19 protein-coding genes are annotated in these 23,814 nt (G+C 57.7%); 13 read left to right on the forward strand and 6 right to left on the reverse strand.

The window, feature by feature from the left end; genetic code table 11:
- Nucleotides 1–15: 15 nt before the first annotated feature.
- The 4 genes from LOS15_RS08155 to LOS15_RS08170 form a co-directional block, all read right to left on the reverse strand.
- Nucleotides 16–726: an anti-sigma factor domain-containing protein gene (locus LOS15_RS08155; RefSeq protein ID WP_263069481.1), complete on the reverse strand. Its 711-nt coding sequence runs from the start codon at nt 724–726 to the stop codon at nt 16–18.
- The gene (locus LOS15_RS08160) at nt 723–1,301 is read right to left on the reverse strand and encodes a sigma-70 family RNA polymerase sigma factor (protein WP_263069483.1); all 579 of its coding nucleotides are present in this window, start codon (nt 1,299–1,301) and stop codon (nt 723–725) included. The genes LOS15_RS08155 and LOS15_RS08160 overlap by 4 nt, the downstream gene beginning before the upstream one ends.
- Before the next feature lie 125 nt (nt 1,302–1,426).
- On the reverse strand, nt 1,427–1,948 hold the full coding sequence (locus LOS15_RS08165) for a DUF3455 domain-containing protein (protein ID WP_263069485.1): 522 nt from the start codon (nt 1,946–1,948) through the stop codon (nt 1,427–1,429).
- 203 nt (nt 1,949–2,151) lie between these two features.
- Nucleotides 2,152–3,684, reverse strand: a complete 1,533-nt coding sequence (locus tag LOS15_RS08170) for a carbohydrate porin (RefSeq protein WP_263069486.1) — start codon at nt 3,682–3,684, stop codon at nt 2,152–2,154.
- 420 nt (nt 3,685–4,104) lie between these two features.
- Here LOS15_RS08170 and LOS15_RS08175 point away from each other — a divergent pair, with 420 nt between their 5' ends.
- The 6 genes from LOS15_RS08175 to LOS15_RS08200 all read left to right on the forward strand — a co-directional run bounded on the left by LOS15_RS08175 (nt 4,105) and on the right by LOS15_RS08200 (nt 11,306).
- The gene (locus tag LOS15_RS08175; protein WP_263069487.1) at nt 4,105–5,376 is read left to right on the forward strand and encodes an ABC transporter substrate-binding protein; all 1,272 of its coding nucleotides are present in this window, start codon (nt 4,105–4,107) and stop codon (nt 5,374–5,376) included.
- Between the two features lie 14 nt (nt 5,377–5,390).
- The gene (locus tag LOS15_RS08180) at nt 5,391–6,377 is read left to right on the forward strand and encodes a carbohydrate ABC transporter permease (RefSeq protein ID WP_263069489.1); all 987 of its coding nucleotides are present in this window, start codon (nt 5,391–5,393) and stop codon (nt 6,375–6,377) included.
- Nucleotides 6,377–7,219 carry a carbohydrate ABC transporter permease gene (locus LOS15_RS08185; protein ID WP_263069491.1) on the forward strand — a complete coding sequence of 281 codons (843 nt, stop codon included), beginning with the start codon at nt 6,377–6,379 and terminating at the stop codon, nt 7,217–7,219. The genes LOS15_RS08180 and LOS15_RS08185 overlap by 1 nt, the downstream gene beginning before the upstream one ends.
- A gap of 66 nt (nt 7,220–7,285) precedes the next feature.
- On the forward strand, nt 7,286–8,902 hold the full coding sequence (locus LOS15_RS08190) for an alpha-glucosidase family protein (RefSeq protein WP_263069493.1): 1,617 nt from the start codon (nt 7,286–7,288) through the stop codon (nt 8,900–8,902).
- Nucleotides 8,903–8,967: 65 nt separating this feature from the next.
- Entirely contained in the window at nt 8,968–10,074 is a 1,107-nt protein-coding gene (locus LOS15_RS08195; protein WP_263069494.1) for an ABC transporter ATP-binding protein, read from the forward strand.
- Nucleotides 10,075–10,274: 200 nt separating this feature from the next.
- Nucleotides 10,275–11,306, forward strand: coding sequence for a LacI family DNA-binding transcriptional regulator (locus LOS15_RS08200; protein ID WP_411537746.1), 1,032 nt, complete (start codon nt 10,275–10,277; stop codon nt 11,304–11,306).
- Between the two features lie 28 nt (nt 11,307–11,334).
- Here LOS15_RS08200 and gap read toward each other — a convergent pair whose 3' ends face one another.
- Nucleotides 11,335–12,339, reverse strand: coding sequence for a type I glyceraldehyde-3-phosphate dehydrogenase (gene gap, locus LOS15_RS08205; protein ID WP_263069497.1), 1,005 nt, complete (start codon nt 12,337–12,339; stop codon nt 11,335–11,337).
- 245 nt (nt 12,340–12,584) lie between these two features.
- Between gap and pyk the strand changes: the two genes are divergently transcribed.
- Nucleotides 12,585–14,051: a pyruvate kinase gene (gene pyk / locus LOS15_RS08210; protein WP_263069498.1), complete on the forward strand. Its 1,467-nt coding sequence runs from the start codon at nt 12,585–12,587 to the stop codon at nt 14,049–14,051.
- Nucleotides 14,052–14,073: 22 nt separating this feature from the next.
- Nucleotides 14,074–14,550 (forward strand): methylglyoxal synthase, encoded by a 477-nt coding sequence (locus LOS15_RS08215; protein ID WP_263069499.1) that lies wholly within the window; start codon nt 14,074–14,076, stop codon nt 14,548–14,550.
- A 35-nt stretch (nt 14,551–14,585) separates the two neighbouring features.
- Here LOS15_RS08215 and cra read toward each other — a convergent pair whose 3' ends face one another.
- Nucleotides 14,586–15,560, reverse strand: a complete 975-nt coding sequence (gene cra / locus LOS15_RS08220) for a catabolite repressor/activator (RefSeq protein ID WP_263069500.1) — start codon at nt 15,558–15,560, stop codon at nt 14,586–14,588.
- Between the two features lie 237 nt (nt 15,561–15,797).
- Between cra and ptsP the strand changes: the two genes are divergently transcribed.
- The 5 genes from ptsP to LOS15_RS08245 all read left to right on the forward strand — a co-directional run bounded on the left by ptsP (nt 15,798) and on the right by LOS15_RS08245 (nt 23,765).
- Complete coding sequence (gene ptsP / locus LOS15_RS08225) at nt 15,798–18,668, forward strand: phosphoenolpyruvate--protein phosphotransferase (protein ID WP_263069501.1); 2,871 nt, start codon at nt 15,798–15,800, stop codon at nt 18,666–18,668.
- Nucleotides 18,668–19,639, forward strand: coding sequence for a 1-phosphofructokinase (gene pfkB, locus LOS15_RS08230; protein ID WP_263069502.1), 972 nt, complete (start codon nt 18,668–18,670; stop codon nt 19,637–19,639). Before ptsP ends, pfkB begins: the two co-directional genes overlap by 1 nt.
- Nucleotides 19,636–21,375: a PTS fructose-like transporter subunit IIB gene (locus LOS15_RS08235; RefSeq protein WP_263069504.1), complete on the forward strand. Its 1,740-nt coding sequence runs from the start codon at nt 19,636–19,638 to the stop codon at nt 21,373–21,375. Before pfkB ends, LOS15_RS08235 begins: the two co-directional genes overlap by 4 nt.
- Nucleotides 21,376–21,630: 255 nt before the next feature.
- Nucleotides 21,631–23,298: a glucose-6-phosphate isomerase gene (pgi, locus tag LOS15_RS08240; RefSeq protein ID WP_263069505.1), complete on the forward strand. Its 1,668-nt coding sequence runs from the start codon at nt 21,631–21,633 to the stop codon at nt 23,296–23,298.
- Nucleotides 23,299–23,384: 86 nt separating this feature from the next.
- Nucleotides 23,385–23,765, forward strand: a complete 381-nt coding sequence (locus LOS15_RS08245) for a gamma-glutamylcyclotransferase (RefSeq protein ID WP_263069507.1) — start codon at nt 23,385–23,387, stop codon at nt 23,763–23,765.
- Nucleotides 23,766–23,814: the final 49 nt, after the last annotated feature.

Here is a 23,814-nt window from a genome sequence, read left to right on the forward strand (position 1 = left end):
TCAGCACCTTTTGGGCTAAATCTCCACCGCGCGGCCGATAAACTCAATCGGGCCAGTGGGTAAACCAGTGGGCGAACCGGTGTCATCTTCTAGCGTGAGTTCAAAGAGTTGGTTATCTTCAAGCGGCGGCAACTGGTCTAAACGCAAACGCAGCGGTTGCCCTGGCTCTACTAGGCCAAGTGAAACCGGCGCTTGCCAATCATCCGCCTTGGTCCAGAACTCCAGCGCTTTTCCTTCGGGTACTTCGAAAGTGCCTAACGGGATCAGTTGAATCTCTTGACGGTTGGCGGCCTGCACCACCCACCCTGCTGATTGAGTTTGCGGCGCTAACAGCACCACCATATATTCCGGCGTTGCCGGCACTGACGTGACGTTCGTCAGCATTACGCCCATCGCTAGCGCGGCGGCTAAGCCCGCTCCCGCCAGCCCACGCCACAACGGTAGACTTTGCACCCAGCGACGGCGAGGAGCCAATGCTGGAGAACGCACAGCGGATGCTTGTAAGCTGCGCTCGATGCGCGGCCACAGGTAATCCGAAGGTGTGACAGGTTCGACTATCGCTGTATAAGGAGAGAAACGCTCTTCCCAGGCGGCCACTGCCTTTTGTAGCTCAGGGTCGTTGGCTAAACGCGTTTCAAAGGCTTCGCGCTCGGCCATAGACTGCGTACCCAGCACGTACTCCCCAGCCAGGGCATGAAGGTCATCGGGTTCATGTGAAGTGCTCATGCCATACACTCCCGTAGGCGAAGCAGGCTGCGCTTGATCCAGGCCTTCACCGTGCCCAGGGGCGTGCCGGTATGCGCCGCAATTTCAGCGTGGCTCAAGCCGTCGACATAAGCGTGCAGCACACAGTTGCGGCGTTCGGCTTCTAATTGATGTAAGCACTCATCCATGCGCTGGCCGGTTTGCCAATCAAATGCGTCTTCGACTTGGAAAGCGTGTTGAAAGGTATCGTCTTCGGCAAACTCGTGGGGGTCGTCAAGATCGGTGTAGACGTGGCGATCGCGCCCACGAATAGCGTTAAGCGCTAGATGGCGGGCGATGCTGAATATCCAAGTGCGAGGGGCACCTTTTTGCGGATCAAAACTATCAGCGCGCTGCCAAATGTTTAAGCAGGCATCATGGACAATATCCTCGGCCATACCACGGTCTTTCACAATGCGGTACACCACGCCCAGTAGCCTGGCGCCTTCCTGCTGATAGAGCTGCTGGAGCGCTGCCTGTTCGCCACGGGCAATGCGGGTAAGCGCATTAAGATGATCAAATTCACTGGCTATCGTTGACCCACCTTCATCAGACACATCTTCACTCCCTGATAACGCGCCGATTGCGGCCGTCGCACTGCAAGTAGCATAGCGGCTAGGGAGCCTTGATACGAGCCCCTAGCCTTACTTAACTTATGCTATGTTCGTGAGTGCTTGGGCGCTTAGTTAGACGTCCAGAAAATGTAATCGGCTTGATAAGTGACCACAGCGGTAGCGCCTTCGTTATCGGTGTTACAGCCAACGTTAGGCGCAACGCCGCCCTGAGTGTCCAGGCGCTGAATGTAGGTCACGCCATTCATGGCACCCTCGCCATCAGCCGGGTTGGCCTCCACCAGTTGCAGCGGAATGTTGCCATCGCCATTTGGCGCAACGGCTAGCTGAGTGCCGGTAATTTTAGAACCATCCAGCGCTTCCCAGGTAGCGGGCGGGCCGTAGTAGCTGCCGACTTGATTACCTTCGCGGTCATTGAGCGCGGCATGCGGGCCTTTAAATACCCAACCCAGGCTACCATCGTCCTTGGCTTCACACATGTAGGTAATCGCGCCTACCCCTACCGTTTCAAGAGCAACGCTGTGGCCATCAGGCACTTGAATGTCCGCAGGCACTTCGGCTAGCGCTGCTTGACTGAAGGATGCAATCAGAGTCGCAGCGAGGGTAGCACGCGTTAGATGTTGAATCGTCATGTCAGTCTCCTTGGGTGGTATATCAACCACTTTTGCCGTGGCTGTATAGGGGATACACACAAGAAGGCCGACTGGATGCACTCTGTCTAAAAAAAATCTCAAACCTTCTGCAGCGCCTTCATCGCAAAAAAGCCCGCGACGTGTCGCGGGCAATCGGCATTGACGAAACAGGCGAGGAACCTGCCTAGCAGGGCATCAGCGGCTTAAAACCAAATTTCACTTTGTACGCCAAAGCTCCACTGCCCACCCGTAAAGCCATCGTTACCAAAGGAGTCTTCCATGGTGTAGCCGTTCAACTCGGCATCCCAATCCGTGTAGGAGGCAAACAGCCGAATTTCAGGACGTTTCCAGAAACCGCCCACTTCTGGCTTGAAGGTAGGCGCAATAGTAAGCTTGCCGAAGTTGCCACTAACCTCATTGCGATCACTAAAGCCGTTGGGATCAAGATCCATATACTGGTAGCTACCCTCGTACTGCATCTCGAAGTTTTGAGTAATCTCGTTAGCCAAGCGTACGTTCAGCGTTGCCCAGGTGTAGCTGTCACCCTCAGCAAAGCGGTCATCGCTCACTTCAGCCAAAATAGAGGGTGCAATACGCCACTGTGGCGCGATATACGTGGTGCCATAAACGGCCAAACGCGTTGCGGTCGCATCGTCGGTGAGATCGCCATCGCTGCCCAGCGCTTTAACTTCAGCACCTAACCCCTGACCATGAAGCGCCGCCGCTTTGAAGTTACCTTCGCCCAGGCCAAAAAAGCTATCGCCATGGTACGCCACCATCGTGTGCCAACCGCTGTCGGCGGCGGTTTGGGCAGCGCCAATATCGCGCTCATCGTTATCAGCGGCCGACATCACGTTGGCCATCACCTGCCAGCTACCGAAGTAGTTATTGGAGGTCAGCACGATGTTGTCGGTATCACCGCTCCCGCCGTCTAGGCCAGGGTTTTCACGGTTTACCACATCGAAATCACTGAAGCTGCGGCCATACAGCGAGACGTTTGATTTCCAGTTATCGCCTAACTGCATATCGTAAATACCGCCACCTGTACCGGCCAGGAACACCACGTCGCTATCTAGCCAGTGGATATCGAAATTGTCACGATCAAAACGTTTACCGGCCCAAATAGAGGCATTTTCAAACGCTCCCGTAAAGCTCGGTAGGTCGCTAAATTCAGCGTAGGCTTGGCGTACGTTCAGGTTGGTATCGTCGCCCACCCAATCATTGCTGGAATTGGTACTCGCCGCCAGCATGGTGGTGTAGCGGGCGCGGGCACCGTTATCAAACTGCATGCGATAGTTAAGAATGGCTTCTGTGTAGGTATCGGGTTCATTGCCTAAACGACCTACTGCGCCACCAAGGTTGCCAACCGGCGTCACATAGGGGCCGCCATCAATACTCTTGCGGTCTTCACCAAGCAATAAGCCTGAACGTGCATATACGTTGAATGAGAAACCTTCCTCGCCGCTTGAGCGGCGCTCCACCCGGGCTAGGCGCTCTTCGATATCTGCATCCGTCGTAGCCTCTGCAGGCGCGCTGGTGGCTGGAGCAGCCGATCCCTCAGCGATTTCAGCGCGGCGCTCGGCAGCATCTGCGCGCTGCTCGGCGGCTGCAATACGCGCTTCAAGCTCGGCAAAGCGCTCTTCGAGGGTCATGTTGGCACTGGCTAATCCGCTCATGCCTAGGCTGGCAGCCGCCACCGCAATGGTCAGCGGAGTTTTAAACGCTGTTTTATGCATTGTTATAAGTCCTATTGTTTTGAAAAACATTTGTTCTGAAAAACATTTGTTCTGAAAAACATCTGCTCTGGAAAACGAGTGTTTTTAAACCGCTATTGTTCTACTCGTTATGCCTGCGCCTGCCTTCGCACCAAGCTCCCTTGAATGTTGCAAAGTAACCACTACTTTGGCGTCGGAAGCTGCAGTTACTAAAACTTAATCGATTAAGTATTGGTAAACCAACAAGCCTTTGCTAATTATCGACCAATGTCTAACCGCCCATTTATGTTAGATAAAATTCATTTATTACCTTAGACAAAAGTCGCTATTGAACTTCGCGCAAACAGACGGCTAACTGGCAACTTACTTAATCGTTTAAGTAGGCGCGGCAAGCGCTTTGATACTCATCACCCACAACAATAAACGCCGAGGAACGCCGTTATGAAAAAGACACTGCTCACGTCAGCCATTGCTTTGGCCAGTATTGCCAGCGCCACCGGGTCTGCCCAGGCGGCCGAACTAACCATTTCTTGTGGCGCGGTGGGTGCAGAGCTGACCCTTTGCCAAGAAGGCGTTCGCGCTTGGGAAGAGAAAACTGGCCACAGCGTCGATGTGGTTTCGACGCCTAACTCGTCGACTGAACGCCTGTCGCTCTACCAACAAATTCTTTCTGCCAACTCCAGCGACATCGATGTGATGCAAATTGACGTGGTATGGCCAGGCCTGCTCGCTAACCACCTGCTCGACCTGCGTGAGGTGCTGGGCGAAGAGGCTGCTGCGGGCCACTTCGACACCATCGTCACCAACAACACCATCGATGATCGCCTGGTTGCCATGCCCTGGTTTACCGATGCAGGCGTGCTCTACTACCGCGAAGACCTGCTTGAAAAGTACGGCTACGAGGCACCTACCACGTGGCAAGAGCTCACTGAGATTGCCCGTGAGATTAAAGAAGCTGAGCGCGCCGAAGGTAACGACCGTATGCAAGGTTTCGTGTTCCAAGGCCGCGCCTACGAAGGCTTAACCGTTAACGCTCTTGAGTGGGTCGCAAGCTTTGGCGGTGGCACCGTGGTAGATAACGACGGTGAAGTAACCATCAATAACGAGCGAGCCGCACAGGCGCTGGATCTCGCCGCCTCTTGGATTGGCGATATCTCCCCGGAAGGCGTGCTGAACTATACCGAAGAGGAAGCGCGGGGCGTGTTCCAGGGCGGCAACGCAGTCTTTATGCGTAACTGGCCCTACGCGTGGTCGCTGGCGCAAAGCGATGACAGCGATGTGCGTAACAAAGTGGGCGTTGTTCAACTGCCGGCCGGCGGTGAAGAAGGCCAAAGCGCTGCGGGCCTTGGCGGCTGGAACTTGGCGGTCTCTCGCTATAGCGAGCACCCCGAAATCGCCGCTGACTTGGTCGCTTACCTGACCGGCGAAGAAGAGCAGAAACGTCGCGCTATTCAAGCCTCTTACAACCCGACCATCGATGCGCTTTACCAAGACCAGGAAGTGCTGGAGGCCGTGCCCTTCTTCGGTACGCTTTACGATACTTTCACGAACGCCGTTGCCCGTCCTTCCGCCCCCACCGGAGATGCCTATGGCCGTGTCAGCAACGCGTTCTTCAGCACCGCTCATGATGTGCTGTCCGGCACCAAAGATGGCGCTCAAGCCGTCGCTGACCTTGAAGGCGAACTACTGCGTCTGAAGCGTCGCAACTGGTAACCGCGGAGACACCTATGTCGAGTTCCTCTCACCAAGACGCGCCCCTCGGGGCGCATTCCGCTATGCCTACTGCGCGTCGGCCACGGGGCACCAAAGTGCGTCGCCAACGGGTCAAAGCGGCATGGCTATTTCTAGCCCCGATGCTGATTGCATTAACGCTCGTCGCAGGCTGGCCGTTAATGCGCACGTTTTTCTTAAGCTTTACCGACGCTTCGCTTTCAGACCTTGGCGCCGCCAACCTTATCGGTTTTGAAAACTATCTGGTTTACGACGATGGCCGCTGGTACGGCGTTCTCGCCGATCCTGTTTGGTGGCAATCCGTGTGGAACACGGTCTACTTTGCAGTGGTATCGGTATCACTGGAAGTGATTTTCGGTGTCATCGTGGCGCTGATTCTGAACGCAGAATTTAAAGGCCGTGTGATTGTTCGCGCGGCCGTGCTTATCCCCTGGGCGATCCCAACCATTGTCTCTGCCCAGATGTGGGCGTGGATGCTCAATGACCAGTTCGGCATCATCAACCACCTGCTGATGACGGTCGGTATTATCGATAACCCGATCGCTTGGACAGCAAGCGCCACCTACTCCATGTGGGCGGTGATCATGGTTGACGTTTGGAAGACGATTCCTTTCGTCGCGCTGCTGGTATTAGCCGCCCTCCAAATGCTGCCTAAAGATTGCTATGAAGCCGCCGAGGTGGATGGCATTCACCCAGTGCATGTATTTTTCAAAGTCACCCTACCGCTCATCACTCCGGCCCTAATGATGGCAGTGATCTTCCGTTTGCTAGATGCCCTGCGGGTGTTTGATGTGATTTATGTATTGACCTCCAACTCCACCAGCACGATGTCGATGTCGGTCTACGCCCGTCAGCAGCTAGTGGAGTTCCAGGATGTCGGTTACGGCAGCGCAGCCTCTACGCTGCTGTTCCTGATCATCGCGCTGGCCACCATTGCCTACCTGTACCTTGGCCGCAAACAGATTCAATTGGGAGGTGACTGATGAAAAGCCGTCAGTTAGCCAAAATCGCTAAACGCGTTGGTTTTTGGGCCCTTATCGCGATCATCATGGTGTATGCGGTGTTCCCGTTTTACTACGCGGTGATCACCTCGATAAAACCCTCCAGCGACCTGTTCCGCGTGGAGCTATGGCCCTCGACCTGGAATCTAGATAACTACGCGCAGATCTTCAGCCAATCGAGCTTCGTGCGGGCGATTTTCAACTCGATCATTGTGGCCTTCAGCGTGGTGTTTATCGCCCTGCTGCTGGGCATCACCGCCTCTTATGCGCTGGGGCGAGTTCGCTTTCGTGGCCGCTCTACCGTGCTACTGGTCATTCTGGGCGTTTCGATGTTCCCTCAGGTGGCGGTGCTTTCCGGGCTGTTTGAAGTCATTCGCGCGTTGAATCTCTACAACAACCCCGCTGGCCTGATTCTCAGCTACACCATCTTTACCCTGCCCTTCACGGTATGGGTACTGACCACCTTTATGAAGCAGCTCCCCATGGAGCTGGAAGAGGCCGCCATCATGGATGGCGCAACGCCCTGGGTCACTATCACCAAAGTGTTTCTACCGCTGATGTGGCCTGCCATGGCAACCACCGGCCTGCTGGCCTTTATCGCCGCCTGGAACGAGTTTCTGTTTGCCCTGACGTTTACGCTCACCGATGCCCAGCGCACGGTACCGGTAGCCATCGCGCTACTGTCGGGCGGTAGCGCCTACGAGCTGCCCTGGGGGCCGATTATGGCGGCTTCTGTTGTGGTGACCGTTCCATTGGTGATTTTGGTGATTATTTTCCAGCGCCGCATTGTTTCCGGCCTCACCGCGGGTGCCGTGAAGGGCTAACCCACGCGACAACTCTATTGATGGGCTGATGTTTATCCGTCAGCCACTGTTTTAAGGAATTGAGTCATGCAAGACAATACGATGTGGTGGCGCGGTGGCGTTATTTATCAGATTTATCCGCGCAGCTTTTTAGACAGCCGCGGCGACGGCGTAGGTGACCTGAACGGCATCACCGAGAAACTGGACTACGTGGCGTCGCTTAACGTCGACGGTATTTGGCTATCGCCCTTCTTTACCTCGCCGATGCTCGACTTTGGCTACGACGTTAGCAATTACTGCGACGTGGACCCGATGTTCGGCACGCTGGAGGATTTCAAAGCGCTGCTGGAGAAAGCACACTCGTTAGGTCTGAAGGTGATGATTGATCAGGTGATCAGCCACACCTCCGATCAGCACCCCTGGTTCCAAGAGAGCCGCCAGGATCGCACCAACCCGAAAGCCGACTGGTTTGTGTGGGCCGACCCCAAACCCGATGGCACACCGCCGAATAACTGGCTGTCGATTTTTGGTGGCTCCGCGTGGACCTTTGATTCCCGCCGCCAGCAGTACTTCCTGCACAACTTCCTGACCAGCCAGCCGGATGTGAACTTCCACAACCCGGAAGCGCGTCAGGCGCAGCTCGACAACATGCGCTTCTGGCTGGATTTAGGCGTCGACGGCTTCCGCTTGGATACGGTCAACTTCTACTTCCACGATGCCGAGCTGCGGGACAACCCGCCGGTACCGAAAGGCGAAGCCAAAACCCTGGGCGCGCCAGAAGCGAACCCTTACACCTGGCAGCGCCACGTCTACGATCTCAGCCGCCCAGAGAACCTAGACTTCCTAAAAGACCTGCGCGCACTGATGGATGAATACCCCGGCACCACCACGGTGGGTGAGATTGGCGATGACAACCCGCTAGAGCGCATGGCTGAGTACACCGCCGGTGGCGATAAGCTGCACATGGCGTATACCTTTGACTTGCTCAACATGCCCCACTCCGCCAGCTACCTGCGCGAAGTGATTGAGCGCTTCCAGCGCTTGGCGGGCGACGCTTGGCCCTGCTGGGCAACGTCTAACCACGACGTGGTGCGCAGCGCGACCCGTTGGGGCTCTGAAGAGGACCCACACGCCTACCCGAAAGTCATGCTAGCGATGCTGTTCTCGCTGCGCGGTAGCGTGTGCCTTTACCAAGGGGAAGAGCTGGGCCTGCCGGAAGCCGATGTTCCTTTTGAACGCATTCAAGACCCGTACGGCAAAGTGCTATGGCCTGAGTTTAAAGGCCGTGACGGCTGCCGAACGCCCATGCCGTGGACCGACGGCGTGCAAGGCGGTTTTTCCAACGTAGAGCCATGGCTACCTATGGAAGCCCGCCACCACGACCTAGCCGTTAGCCGCCAGCAGGATGACCCGGCGGCCACGCTCAATAGCGTGCGTGCGCTGCTAGCCTTCCGCAGCAGCCACCCGGCCATGTTTGACGGCGACTTAACGCTGGTAGACGTTGGCAACGACCTACTGGGCTTTACACGCCAAAAAGGCGACGAAACGCTGCTGTGCGTGTTCAACCTGACCGGCCAAGAACAGCACACGACGCTTCCCGTTGAGGTGACCAGCGACCTAACGGTTGCCAACTTCACCGCCACACGAGACGGCAGCACGCTTACCCTGCCTGCGTATCAAGCCGCCTTTATGCAGGTCGCCTAAACGCCGCCCATCATAGTTAATAACGATAGCCGACCCGCCTTAGTCGAGGTCGGCAAGGAGTTACCATGGCAAGTGTCACGCTTGAAAAGGTCAACAAAGTATTTGGTCGAGATCACATTATTAAAGACGTCGATCTCTCCATTGGCGACGGCGAGTTTGTCGTATTTGTCGGCCCCTCCGGCTGCGGTAAATCCACCCTGCTGCGCCTGATTGCCGGGTTGGAATCCATCAGCGACGGCGATCTCAACATTGGCGGCACCGTGGTCAATGATTTACCGCCACGAGATCGCGGCGTGGGGATGGTATTTCAGTCCTACGCGCTCTACCCGCACATGACTGTTTACGACAACATGGCGTTTGGCCTGAAGCTGGCCAAGACCAACAAAGAGACGGTGCATGAACGGGTAATGAGCACAGCGAAGATCCTTCAGCTGGAAGAGCTGTTACACCGTAAGCCCAAAGCACTCTCTGGTGGCCAGCGTCAGCGGGTAGCGATGGGTCGCGCGATGGCCCGCGAGCCGCGCATTCTGCTGTTTGATGAGCCGCTTTCTAACCTGGACGCGTCACTGCGTGTGCAGATGCGCAACGAAATTGCCCGCCTGCATAACCGCCTTGGCTCTACCATGATTTACGTGACCCATGATCAGGTAGAGGCCATGACGCTGGCAGATAAAATCGTGGTGCTTAACCGTGGCCATGTGGAGCAAGTAGGCAGTCCCCACGAGCTCTACCAACGCCCGGCCACGAAGTTTGTCGCCGGTTTTATTGGCTCCCCCACTATGAACTTCTTGCCCGCCAAACTGCTCAGCGGCGCCGCTGAAGGCTGCCGGGTTAGCGTGGCTGGATTAGGCGACGTTACCCTGCCCCAAGCGGGCGACGGCTACTCGCAAGGCAGCTCGCTGACACTGGGCGTGCGGCCCGAGCATCTGCGTTTGGAAGCCCCGCAGGGTGACAACTGCTTTGATATCGTTAACGTCGAATACCTGGGCAACGAAGTGTACGTTTATCTGGAGCCAAAAGAGGGCACGACGCTGCTGATCCACCGCAGCGAAGCGCCCAGCCAATGGAAAGAGGGTCAACAGGTATCACTGGTGCCCGATACCGAGCACGTGCATCTCTTTGATGAAAGCGGTGCTGCGCTGATGCTCTCAGACGCTCGTTCAGCCGCTTAATCAATCAAAGCACGACCCATCACGGCCTTGGCGGTGGAGACAACCTTTCATGTGAGGGTAGTCGGCATACCACCAAGGCCGTTATTCTTGTGCGCAATCACTCAATAATTAGCCTGCGCTATAAAAACAGCCCAGGCATTGCACTTTTTCAGCCAACGCTTTTCACCTGTTTAGGAAGCTCCGTGACCGCCCCTCGCCGAATGACTCTAAAGGATCTTGCGCTCGAACTCGGCGTCTCTACCGCGACGATTTCCAACGCTTTTAACCGACCTGACCAGCTCTCTCCGCTGCTGCGTGACCGCATTCTCAAAGAGGCCAAGCGGCTAGGATATAGCGGTCCCGATGCCAAAGCCCGCAGCCTGCGTACCGGCCGCTCCAGCATTGTGGCGGTGATTCTGGCCGAAAGCCTGACTTACAGCCTCAACGACGCCGTGGCCAGTGAATTTCTCTCTGGTGTGGCCGAAGTACTGGATGCCCACGGCCACACCCTGCTGCTGCTACCCGGCCGAGGCCATGCTTCCCAGCCTCCCGGCTCGGCCAATATCGCCGATGGGTTTATTGTTTACGGCCTGATGCCCAACAATAAGCTGTTAAATGAGCTTCCCTCACAGCGCCCGCTGGTCTCGGTGGATTTCGATATTGACGGCTGCCCCACGGTGCATATCGATGACCGCGACGCCAGCTACGCGATGGCGACCCATGCGCTGAAGCAGCGCCCGCTTCGGCCTGCCATTATTAACCTGCGTTTAACTAAAGAGCACTGCAATGGCCGGGTGACCAAAGAGCACACGATGCTGCCGGATAGCAGCACCATTAGCCGCGCGCGCTTAGCCGGGTTTCACACGGCGCTCACCGAGCATGGCTTTGATCCCGACACCATTCCGCTATGGAACATTGAAGAGAACGTCTTTGATGTGTGCTCACCAGTGATTACTGAGATCATCGACCTACCCGCCGAACAGCGGCCTGACCTTTTGCTCTGCATGTCGGACCGTATTGCGCTCACCGCGCTGACGCTGGCCGAACAGCGAGGTATTCAGGTACCAGAAGAGTTACGGATTACAGGGTTTGATGGCATTGCCGAAGGGCAATACCGCGCGCCGCGATTAACCACCGTACGCCAGGACAGCGCAGGTAAAGGACGCGTGGCGGCCAACATGATTCTAGGGCGAATACCCAAAACCCAGCAGCTGCTCAAAACCGAGCTGCTGCTGGGTGATACCTGCCCCTAGACATTCAGCGAGGGATATTCAGCAAGCATTATTTAGCTGCTTTCTGCATCGCAATAGCGGTATCCAACATCCGGTTGGAGAAACCCCACTCGTTGTCGTACCACGCCATGATTTTCACCAAGCGACCATTAACGCGGGTGTGGTTGGCGTCAAATGTCGATGAGTGAGCATCATGGTTAAAGTCGATGGAAACCAGCGGCTGAGCATTTACAGCCAACACCGGAGAAGTAGCGGCAGCTTTCTCAACAATCGCGTTGATCTCTTCTTTGGTGGTATCACGACCCGCGTTGAAGGTTAGATCCACTAGCGAAACGTTAATCACCGGTACGCGCACGGCCAGACCATCGAACTTACCCGCCAGTTCCGGCAACACCAAACCCACGGCGGCAGCGGCGCCGGTTTTAGTCGGAATCATCGAATGGGTAGCGCTACGGGCACGGTACGGGTCGGAGTGATACACATCCGACAGGTTCTGGTCGTTAGTGTAGGCATGAACGGTGGTCATCAGGCCGTTCTCAATACCTACGGCGTCGTTCAACGCTTTAGCAACCGGCGCTAGGCAGTTCGTGGTGCACGAAGCGTTGGATACCACGGTGTGCTCTGCCGTGAGAATCTCGTCATTCACACCATAAACGATGGTGGCATCCGCATCCGGGCTGGGCGCCGAGATCAGCACGCGCTTGGCACCAGCAGCAATATGCTTGGCCGCCGCATCGCGCTTGGTAAACAGGCCGGTACACTCCATCACCAAATCAATATGCATGGAGGCCCAAGGTAAGTTAGCCGGGTCGCGCTCTGACGAAATCGCAATACGGTCGCCGTTCACGCTGATGCTTTCTGCATCATGCTCAACCGCAAACGGAAAGTGCCCATGAACGGTGTCATGACGTAGCAGATGCGAATTGAGAGAGGGGTCGCCCAGATCATTAATCGCAACGACCTGCACACGCTCACGGTAGCCGTTTTCGTACAGCGCACGAAGCACATTGCGACCAATCCGTCCAAAACCGTTAATGGCAACTCTTATTGTCATGGTAGCACCTCAATCAAGCAGTGGTCGTAAATGGCGTATTCCGTAAAAAAATTACCAAAAATACGTATTTAATCGCCTTTAGGTCGATTAAAACCTGCTTTAACCGCCCATAAAGGCTAAAAATTATCCAATATGTAGTAAAATTACTATATAAAGACTATCGTAGTCCAATACTTAATCAACGATTCATCCGCCCTTTTTTCCGGGCTTTGTTCAGCCCATGCTGCTCATCAGGAGTAACTACCATGTCCAACACCCCGCTCCCTGTCCCTCTCCGTCGTACCAAAATCGTCGCCACCCTTGGCCCCGCCAGTGACCGCCCCGGAGTGTTGGAAGCCATGCTGAAAGCGGGTGTGGATGTGGTGCGGCTGAACTTCTCTCACGGCTCCGCTGATGATCATCGCCGCCGTCTTACCGAGGTGCGCGAGATCGCTCAGCGCCTGGGCCGCAGCGTCGCGTCACTCGGTGACCTGCAAGGCCCCAAAATTCGTATCTCCCGCTTCACTGAAGGGGCTATCCACTTAGACATCGGCCAAGCGTTTGTGCTCGATATGGCGATGGATGCCAATAGCGGCACCGCCGAGCGGGTTGGCTGCGACTATAAAGCGCTGGTGAATGACGTTGCCCCCGGTGACAGACTGCTGCTGGACGATGGTCGCGTCGTGTTGGACGTCACCACTATTGTTGGGCAAGAAGTTCACACCCGAGTTCACGTGGGCGGCAAACTGTCCAACAATAAAGGTATTAATAAGCAGGGCGGCGGCCTGTCTGCACCGGCGCTCACCGATAAAGACAAGCAAGATCTGAAAACAGCGATCGAGATTGGCGTGGACTATTTAGCCGTCTCTTTTCCGCGTCACGCCGCCGATATGCAAGAAGCCCGCGCGCTGCTGGGTGAAGAAGGCAAAGAGATTGGCCTAGTCGCCAAACTGGAGCGTGCAGAAGCTGTGGCTAATGATGAGACGCTCGATGCCATCATTGAAGCCTCAGAAGCAGTGATGGTGGCGCGTGGCGACTTGGGCGTTGAAATTGGTGATGAAGCGCTGATCGGCACGCAAAAACGCATTATCAAGCATGCCCGCTCACTGAATCGCGCGGTGATTACCGCCACACAGATGATGGAGTCGATGATCGAATCGCCGCTACCCACCCGCGCAGAAGTGTTCGACGTGGCGAACGCCGTGCTCGACGCCACCGATGCGGTCATGCTCTCTGCGGAAACGGCAGCGGGCGACTTCCCGGTGGAAACCGTGGAAGCCATGGATCGCGTTTGCTTAGGCGCTGAGCGCGAGCGCATTGCTCAAGCCTCTGGCCACCGCATTCATGAAGGCTTTGAGCGCATTGACGAAACCATCGCGCTGTCCGCCATGTACGCGGCTAACCACTTAACGGGCGTACGCGCCATTGCCTGCATGACCTCCACCGGTTACACGCCGCTGATTGCCTCGCGCATTCGCTCAGGCTTACCAATTGTGGGTTTGGCTCACAGCCCCATCGCCCAGCGGCGCATGGCGCTTTATCGCGGTGTGGTCTCGATCCCGTTTGATACCACTCACATGGAGGCCGCCGACGTCAACAAAGAAGCCATTAAGCTGCTGAAGGCGCATGGATTGGCACGCCCTGGCGAGCATGTCATCCTTACTCGCGGCGACCATATGAACGCCCACGGCGGCACCAACACCATGAAAGTACTGGCCGTTGACGCCGAATAAATTTTCTTCAGGAGACCTCACCATGACCGACGCCCGCCCACCCCGCCAAGCCGTGCGCACGCTGCAAGCCCGCAAGCGCATTGCGCTGATTGCCCACGATGGCAAGAAAACCGAGATGCTGGAGTGGGCGACGCGCTGGCAGGATACGCTGAGCCAGCACACCCTGATTGGCACCGGCACCACCGCCGGGCGGCTTAAAACCAACCTAGGGTTAGAAGTTGAAGGCTTAATGAGCGGGCCGCTGGGTGGCGACCAGCAGATTGGCGCGCGTATTGCCGAGCAGCAGCTCGACGTGCTGATCTTCTTCTGGGATCCCTTTGCCCCGCAGCCCCACGACCCGGATGTGAAAGCGCTGCTGCGCTTGGCAGCACTATGGAACGTGCCGGTAGCGTGTAACGCCGCCAGCGCCGACTTTCTGCTCTCCTCGCCCTATCTTAGCGAGCGCTACGATATGTCGATTCCAGACGCGAACGCCTGGGCCCAGGCCCGCACGGTATAACAGGCACGCACGGTATCAACCGAGCGCGCCTTGGTTTAGCGGGTACGCAGGTGGCGCGCCACCACTTGCTGCCCGCACTGGTAGCTTCCGTTCATTGCACCCAGCGCGCACTGCAGCGTTAGCTCCGCAATTCGGTCGTAATCCTGCAACGCAGAATTCACCGGTTGAGGTAGGAAATCTAACAGGCGGTGGTCACCAAAGGTGGCTAACCGCAGCGTCTCGGGCAGCCCACCCTGGGCAAGCAGCTCATCAAACACGCCTTCCATTAGCGCGTAGGAGGCCGTCACCAGCGCATCAACCTCACCTACCGCCAAGGCTTGCCTAGCCAGCTCAACGCCCACATCACGCTCGTAACGCGCGCCGCTATAGATGACAGCCTCAACTCCCTGACCTTCTAACGCAGCCAGGAAGCCAGCTCGGCGCTCCCGGCTAACCGATAACTCGGGCATGGCATCTAGCCAGGCAATGCGCCGCGTTGCACTCGTCATCACCGAACGTGTTAGCGCATAAGCCGCTTCATGATCATTGCTCACCACGCTGGCAAAACGCTCAGGCGTCAAGCCACGGTCCATGCCCACTACGCTCCACCCTTCATCGGCTAAATCCGCGTAAAAGGTATCGTTTTCAGGCAGGCAGCTGGCGGTAATCAGCACTTCACAGCGCTGGGCGCGCAGCGCTAGGGCCAGCGTGCGCTCGCTGTCTGCGCAATCATCCGAACTCACTACCAGCAGCTGATAGCCGCGCTCGCGGGCACCGCGCTCTAGCCGCTTGGCAAGACGGGCATAGCTGATATTTTCCAAATCCGGCACGATCAACCCGATTAAACGGCTCGCACCACGTCGCAGCGCAGCGGCCTGGGGATCTATGTGATAACGGTGCTGGCGTACTACCGCCATCACCTTATCAATAGTCGCGGCACTGATACGGCGCTGCTCAGCCTGGCCGTTGATTACATAGCTTGCCGTGGTGCGCGAAACCCCGGCAAGCCGGGCAATGTCGGCAAGTGTCATGCTGGCTTCTCCCTAAATGAAGACGGCAGTTTAACAGCCGTTTTAACCCCTTCAGACAAAAGTCTAAAGAAACAACCCTTGTGCCAAAAAGTGAATCGATTCAGCATAGCCAACTAACCACAGGTGACACGATTCATCCAGCTAACCTTAACGATCTACGACTAACGTTTTATGCGCGCACCTTCGCCGCCAATCGCAGACGTTGCTGTTGCCTGACCGCGTTTACAGGAGACCCCTATGTTGACACTCGGCCCCGATGACATCTTGCTCGACCGCCATGCGGACCACTGGCAAGCTGCGCTCGACAACGCCGCCAATGCGCTGGCGGCTGCTGGCTTGGTTGAGGCCGAGTACCGCGATGGCCTCCATGCCCGTGAGGCGCAGTCCTCTACTTACCTGGGCAACGCGATTGCGATTCCCCATGGCACCCCAGAAAGTCGCCAACACGTTAAGCGTACCGGCGTGCGGGTGCTGCAGTTCCCTAAAGGGGTGCAGTGGCACGACGGCAACACTGTTCATGTGCTGGTGACCATTGCGGCACAAAACGACGAGCACCTGGACATTCTGCGCCAGCTTACCCACGTTCTCGACCGCGATGGTGTAGCCACTAAGCTGGCCAGCGCCAGCTCCGCCGCCGATGTAGCACGACTGCTCTCCAAACCTTCCATGGCACCCCGCCTGGATGCCGACACGCTGTGCATTAACTTCCCCGCCCGCGACCCGCAGGAACTGGCCCTAGCGGCGGCAGCGCGGCTACGCCAAAGCGGCTGCGTGGATAACGGCTTTATTAGTGCGGTGGCGAGCGCCCCGCCACAGTGGCTGGGCAAAGGCTTATGGCTTTCAAGCCACGCCCAAGGGGTCAGCCAGCCCGCGCTAGGCGTTGCCACCCCCGCCGACACCACGCTTGAGCATAGCGGCCATCCGGTCCATGCGTTGTTCTGCTTAGCCGCCAGTGGCGATGCTCACCGCCCGCTGCTTGAACAGCTGATGGCGGTGCTGGAGAACGGCGAAAGCGAAAGCTTTGTGGGCAAAAATAGCGCCCAGCTACTCGCAGCCCTAGCGGGTGAAACCGCCAGCACCCAGACCCATCGCGTGCGCGTATTAAATCCCCACGGCCTACACGCTCGCCCGGCCAAACAGCTGGTACAGATCGCCCGCGCCCAGCCCATGCCGATCAACGTGCGCCTGGAAGAAGGCAGCGCCACCACGGTCTCCGCCGCCAGCTTGACCAAAGTGATTGGCCTGGGTGCGCGCCGTGGCCAATGGCTGATCTTCTCCGCCGAGGGCGAACAGGCAAGCACCGCGCTAGATGCCATTGCAGCCGCTGTCGAAGAGGGCTTGGGTGAAAAAGTCACGCCGTTCGACGGGGGCCGCGATGCCACGCCCGCCGCCAACGCCAGCAAGCCTGCCGTGGAGCCGTTGGCCGCCGACAAGCCGCACCCCGGCGTGGCGGCCTCACCGGGGTTAGCGATTGCCCCGGTGTTTGTTATTCGCCCGATGCAGTTTGATTACCCGGAGCATGCCAGCGACTCCACCCAAGAGATCGCACGCTTAGAGGCCGCTCTCAAAGAGGGCGCTGCTCAGTTGCAGGCGCTGGTACACAACGCCCCCGGCGGCGAAGTGGCCGACATTCTCTCCATGCACGAAGAGATGCTCGACGACCCCGAACTTCATCAAGCAGCGATTGACGCCATCCGTGAAGGCCGCTCGGCGGAAGCGGGTTGGTGGGAAGCCATCGACACCGCCGCCCACGCCCAAGAAATGCTGGCGGACCGATTGCTGGCCGAACGCGCTGCCGACCTGCGCGATGTAGGCCGCCGCGTGCTCGGCGTTTTGTGCAATGCCACCCTTCCCGAGCCGCCTGATCACCCTTACATCTTGGTGATGGACGATATCGGCCCCTCCGATGTGGCACGTTTAGACACCTCCCGGGTTCGCGGCCTGCTCACCGTACGGGGCGGCGCGACCGCCCACAGCGCTATCTTGGCCCGTGCGCTCGGCATTCCTGCCGTAGTCGGTGCCGGTGAAGCGGTGATGGCGCTGCATAACGGCGGCATGATGATTCTGGATGGCGAGCGTGGCCGTGTAACCTCGCAGCCTTCTGAAGAGCGCCTGCGCCGCGCCGAACAGCAGCTGCTAGATCAACAGCAGCGTGAAGCGGATGCCTGGGAGCTGCGCTTTGAGCAGGCCCAAACCCGTGACGGCCATAAGGTCGAAGTGGCTGCCAACCTGGGCAACACCGCCCACGCCGCCGATGCGGTAGAGCGCGGGGCGGAAGGCGTTGGCCTGCTGCGCACCGAGTTCCTGTTTATGGCTTACTCCAGCGCTCCGGATCTCGCCACGCAAATCGCTGAGTATCGCGAAGCCACCTACGCGCTGAACGGCCGCCCGCTCGTTGCCCGTACCCTAGACGTCGGCGGAGATAAGCCGCTGCCCTACTGGCCGGTGCCCCAGGAAGACAACCCCTTCCTCGGCCTGCGCGGTATTCGTCTAGCACTGACTCAGCCAGACGTGCTGGAAACCCAGATTCGTGCGCTGTTAATGGCCGCCGTGGGTAAACCGTTACGTATCATGCTGCCGATGGTCAAAGACGTGGCTGAGTTCCGCGCGGCGAAGGCGATCTATGACCGCCTGCTCAGCGAGATCGCCCCCCAGCAGCGCGCCACCGACGTACAGCTTGGCGTGATGATTGAGGTGCCCTCGAGCGCCCTATTAGCGCCAACACTCGCCGCAGAAGTGGACTTCTTCTCAGTGGGCACCAACGACTTAACGCAGTACACCCTAGCGATTGACCGCGGCCACCCAGAGCTTTCCGCTCAAGCCGATGGCCTGCACCCGGCGGTACTGCGCCTGATTCAAATGACCGTGGAGGCCGCCCACGCTCAAGGCAAATGGGTCGGCGTATGTGGTGAACTGGCTTCCGATGCGATGGCCGTGCCGGTTCTGGTGGGCTTGGGTGTTGACGAACTCTCGGTCAGCGCACGCCAAATCCCGCTGGTCAAAGCCCGCCTGCGCGAGTTTGATCTTGCTCAAGCCCAAGCCAGCGCCCAGTTAGCGCTGAGCAAAGCCACCAGCGACGAAGTCCGCGACGCCCTGGAGGCCCACTAATGGCACGTGTGGTCTGCATTACGCTTAACCCGGCGCTGGATCTCGCCTTCAACCTGGAAGCGCTGACGCTGGGGCACGTGAACCGCCCCACTAGCGCCCAGTTAGAAGCCGCCGGTAAAGGGGTGAACGTTGCCCGGGTGCTGGCAAGCCTGGGTCACGAGGTGATCGTCAGCGGTTTTTTAGGCGCAGAGAACGACGGCCCGTTTAGCCTCGCCTTCCCCCGCTACGGCGTCAAAGATGCCTTTGTGCGGGTGCCGGGCAATACGCGCATCAATGCGAAACTCGCCGAGCAGAGCGGCCGCGTCACCGATATCAACAGCCCCGGCATGCCCATTGAAGCCGCCCATCTTGATGCTTTACGTGCCACGCTCAGCGGCCTGTTTGAGGGTGCCACCCCGCCGGACGCTGTGGTGGTGGCAGGCAGTTTGCCTCCTGGCATCGACCAGGCAGCGTTTAGCGAGCTGTTGACCTACCTGAAAGGTTTCGGAGTGCCGCTTTGGGTAGACACCAGCGGCCCGGCGCTGCTCACCGCGATTGCCGCCCAGCCAGCCGCCGTAAAGCCCAATGAAACCGAGCTGGCCGACTGGGCAGGCAGCGCGCTTGAGACCGACCAGCAGCGCCAAGCTGCCGCCGAGCGGTTACACGCCAGCGGCATCGAGCACGCGCTCATTTCAGCGGGGGCCGAAGGCGTTTTATGGGTGAGCCAGCACGGCACCTGGCAATCTACGCCGCCCACCGTCACCGCCACAAACACCGTTTGCGCGGGCGACACCTTTGTGGCTGGCATGCTCCACGGCCTGCTGAGCCAGCATGCGCCTGACGACACACTTCGCTTCGCAACGGCGCTCTCTGCCGAAGCGGTTCGCCATGTTGGTGTGGGCGACCCCCACACCAATGATTTCGACTCACTCCAACAACAGACCCGGATACGGCGTCTTGACGACACCCACACCGAGGGAGCCACGCGATGAACCTTATTCTGATTACCGCCTGCCCCAGTGGCATGGCGACCACCTTTCTGGCCGCTAAGCGCCTAGAGCAAGCTGCCACGCGGCTAGGCTGGAACGTTCATGTCGAGATGCACGGCGAGATTGCGCCACTGCAAGCCGCAAGCGCCGAGCAGATCGCCAACGCCGACTTAATCGTCGTGGCTGCCGACCACGTGCCTGCCCCGGAGCGTTTTGAAGGCAAGCGGCTGTTCCAGGCTCCTATTGCGAGCGCCCTGCCCGACCCCAGCGCCTTTTTAAGCCAAGCCAAGCGGGAAGCGCCGATTTTTAGCGCTCCGGTAGCCACTGCAGCTACCCCGGCAAGCAGCACGGGCGGCAAAAAAATTGTCGCCGTCACCGCCTGCCCCACCGGCGTTGCCCATACCTTTATGGCAGCAGAAGCGATGGCGGAAGCGGGCAAAGCCATGGGCCACCAGATTCGCGTGGAAACCCAGGGCTCGGTGGGCGCACAAAACAAACTCACCGAAGAAGAGATTGCCGCCGCTGACGTGGTGGTACTGGCCTGCGATATCGAAGTGGACCCTTCCCGCTTCGCGGGCAAACGGGTTTACCGCACCTCTACCGGCAATGCGCTGAAAAAGCCGCGCCCGACTTTAGAGGCCGCTCTCACCGACGCCGCTGTTGAAGATGGCGCTAGCGCCGCTAGCAGCAGCGCCTCAGCCAAGAAAGGCATCAAAGAGAAAGGCGTTTATAAACACCTGCTGACCGGTGTTTCCTTTATGCTGCCCATGGTGGTCGCGGGTGGCTTGCTCATCGCTCTCTCGTTTGTCTTTGGTATCGAAGCGTTTCAGGAAGAGGGCACCCTGGCCGCTGCGCTGATGCAGATTGGTGGCGGTACCGCCTTCGCGCTGATGATTCCGGTATTGGCGGGCTACATTGCTTACTCCATTGCCGACCGCCCCGGCATTGCTCCCGGCATGATTGGCGGTATGTTGGCCGCTGAGATTGGCTCTGGGTTTATTGGCGGTATTTTGGCAGGCTTCTTGGCAGGCTATGTGGCGCTCGCGGTTACTCGCTACGTTAAGCTGCCCTCCAGCGTTGAGTCACTCAAGCCGATCCTGATCATTCCGCTGGTCGCGAGCCTAGTGACCGGCCTGACGATGATTTATGTGATTGGCGAGCCTGTTGCTGGCCTTCTGAATGCGCTCACCAGCTTCCTAGCATCCATGGGCTCCACTAATGCCGTGCTGCTGGGCATTTTGCTTGGTGCCATGATGTGCTTTGACTTAGGTGGCCCGGTGAACAAAGCGGCCTACACCTTTGGCGTTGGTCTGCTGGCCTCTGAAACCTACGGCCCGATGGCGGCCATTATGGCGGCTGGCATGGTACCCGCCATTGGCATGGGCATTGCGAGCTTCGTGGCGCGCAATAAGTTCTCTGCCCCAGAGCGGGAAGCCGGGAAGGCGTCGTTCGTACTGGGCCTGTGCTTTATTAGTGAAGGGGCGATTCCGTTTGCGGCAAAAGACCCGCTGCGCGTGATTCCCGCGTGTATCGCCGGTGGTGCGGTCACGGGTGCACTCTCCATGTTAGTCGGTGCCAAGCTTATGGCCCCCCATGGCGGCATCTTCGTCCTGCTGATTCCTAATGCGATCACTCCGGCCCTGCTCTACCTGGGTGCCATTATCGTAGGCTCTCTGATTACGGGCCTTGGCTACGCGTTTATCAAACGTGGTGCCGCACAAGTGGCCGTTGCCAGCTAAACGCTGCACACTGAGGGCGAGATGTTCTTGCCCTTTTGCTTCTGCTTTTATGTTGATTGGGCGGCCATATTAGAGTCGCCTACCCCTTTAGCGTTTTATTCACTACTTTTCTTACAATTAATCGCTTCTATATGTTTCAAACAGCTCAACATGTAGTATTTTTACATAAATAATAGCGACGTTACGGGGCAGTGTTTTCGCCCTCGCCAGTGATAACGATGTACACCAGATGCAAAAACAACAGGACCGCCCGTTATGCTCCAACTCACGCGTAGTGTCACTTGGCAGGCTCTAGAACGCCTGCGCGATAAAACCGCTCACGACCGCATTCGCGACTACTTCACCCACGACCCCCAGCGCTTTGAAAAGATGAGCCTGCGGGTTGGCGGTCTGTTCTTAGATTACTCTAAGCATCAGGTATCGGATGAGGTGCTGGCCAAGCTAATTGAACTGGCCGACCACTCCGCGCTAGTCCAGCGCCGCGCCCAAATGTTCTCTGGCGATATTATCAACGTGACCGAGAACCGCCCGGTACTCCACACTGCCCTGCGCCACCTGGGCGATGAGCCAGTGTACGTAGACGGCGAAGACGTGATGCCGGAAATTACCCGCACCCGCGAGCAAATCAAACTGTTTTCTGAGGCAGTGCGCAGCGGCGAGTGGAAAGGCTATAACGGCCAGCGCATTAAAGACGTGGTCAACATCGGTATTGGCGGCTCGGACCTTGGCCCCAATATGGCGGTCCGCGCCCTGCTGAAATACCGCCACCCTGAGCTGCACTTCCACTTCGTTTCCAACGTGGATGGCACCCATATTCAGAAAGTGCTGTCGCGGCTAGACCCCGCCACCACACTGTTTATTGTTTCTACCAAAACCTTCTCCACCCAGGAAACCCTGCTCAACGCTAAAACGGCACGCCGCTGGTTCCTGGAAAACGCGGGAGAAGAGGCCGACGTGGGCGCGCACTTTATTGCCGCCTCCACCAACCGCAAAGCGGCGATGGAATTCGGCATTCGTGAAGAGAACGTGTTCGAGTTTTGGGCCTGGGTGGGCGGCCGCTACTCCATGTGGTCCTCCATAGGTTTGCCCATCGCGCTCTCGATTGGCTTTGAAGGCTTTATCGAGCTGCTGGAAGGCGCTCACGAGATGGACCGGCACTTTATTGAAGCGCCTTTCGCTCAGAACATGCCGGTACTGATGGCGCTGATTGGCATTTGGTATATTAACTTTATGGGTGCCGAGACCCAGGCCATCGTGCCCTACGACCAAGCGCTGAACCAACTGCCCTCTTTCCTGCAGCAGTTGGACATGGAGTCTAACGGCAAGTCGGTGGATATTTTTGGCCACCCGGTGAACTACAAAACCGGCCCGATTGTGTGGGGCCAAACCGGCTCCAACGGCCAGCACGCCTTCTTCCAGCTGCTGCACCAGGGCACCCGCTACGTGCCCATCGACTTTATTGCTTCGCTCAAGCCAGAGCCGGGCGTAGAAGACCACCACTTCGCGCTACTGACCAATATGCTGGCCCAGGCCAACGCCTTTATGGAAGGCAGCCAAGGCGACAGCAAAGAGCTCAGCCAGCTCGACCCCTACAGCTGCCCCGGCAACCGTCCTTCCAGCACTCTGCTACTCGACGAGCTAACGCCGAAAAACCTCGGCGCGCTGATTGCGCTCTACGAACACAAGGTGTTCGTGCAGGGCGTGATTTGGAACATCAACTCGTTTGACCAGTGGGGCGTACAGCTAGGCAAGCGCATTGCCGGAGAGATCAGCGAGCGCATCGACGCTAACGCCGCCGACTTCGACGCTTCTACCCAAGGGCTGTTAGAGCTAGTGCGCGCCCACTTCCCAGGTACCGCGCATCAAACCCAGCATGCCGCCACAGAGGCCGGGGATAAAAAACCGGCGCGCAAGAAGCGCTAGGCTAAAAGGTACGTATGCACAGCGCCTTGGCAGACTGCCAGGGCGCTTCTGCAATATCTCTTATCATATTTTATGAGGTGAACGTCATGCAGTATCTTCACCTAGCCATTCAGCGCAGCCCACGGGTTGCGGTATACGGCACGTTAAAGCACGCCCATCGCAATCATCATTGGTTAAACGGCGCTAATATGCTGGGCCAAGACCATTTAACAGAGATCACGCTTTACGACCTTGGCCCCTACCCAGGTGCCAAGTTCACGCCTTCTGCAGGCGTTACAGTGGAAGTGTATGCCATTAACGCCGAGCAGCTAGCGCGGCTAGATGAGCTGGAGGATTACCTATATCACTCCCCCGAGAAAGGCATGTACGACCGAACGCTGTTAGCGACGCAATATGGCGAAGCTTGGTGCTATATCTATAACCCAGCGGTTGAAGCAGCACCTGTGATTAGGTGTGGCGAGTGGTAAACCTAAGCTAGCGACTATGCCAGTAATGCTACATACATCCGCTAGCTGA

Origin of the sequence: Halomonas sp. 7T, from assembly GCF_025643255.1 — a bacterium.
Taxonomy (GTDB): Bacteria; Pseudomonadota; Gammaproteobacteria; order Pseudomonadales; family Halomonadaceae; genus Vreelandella.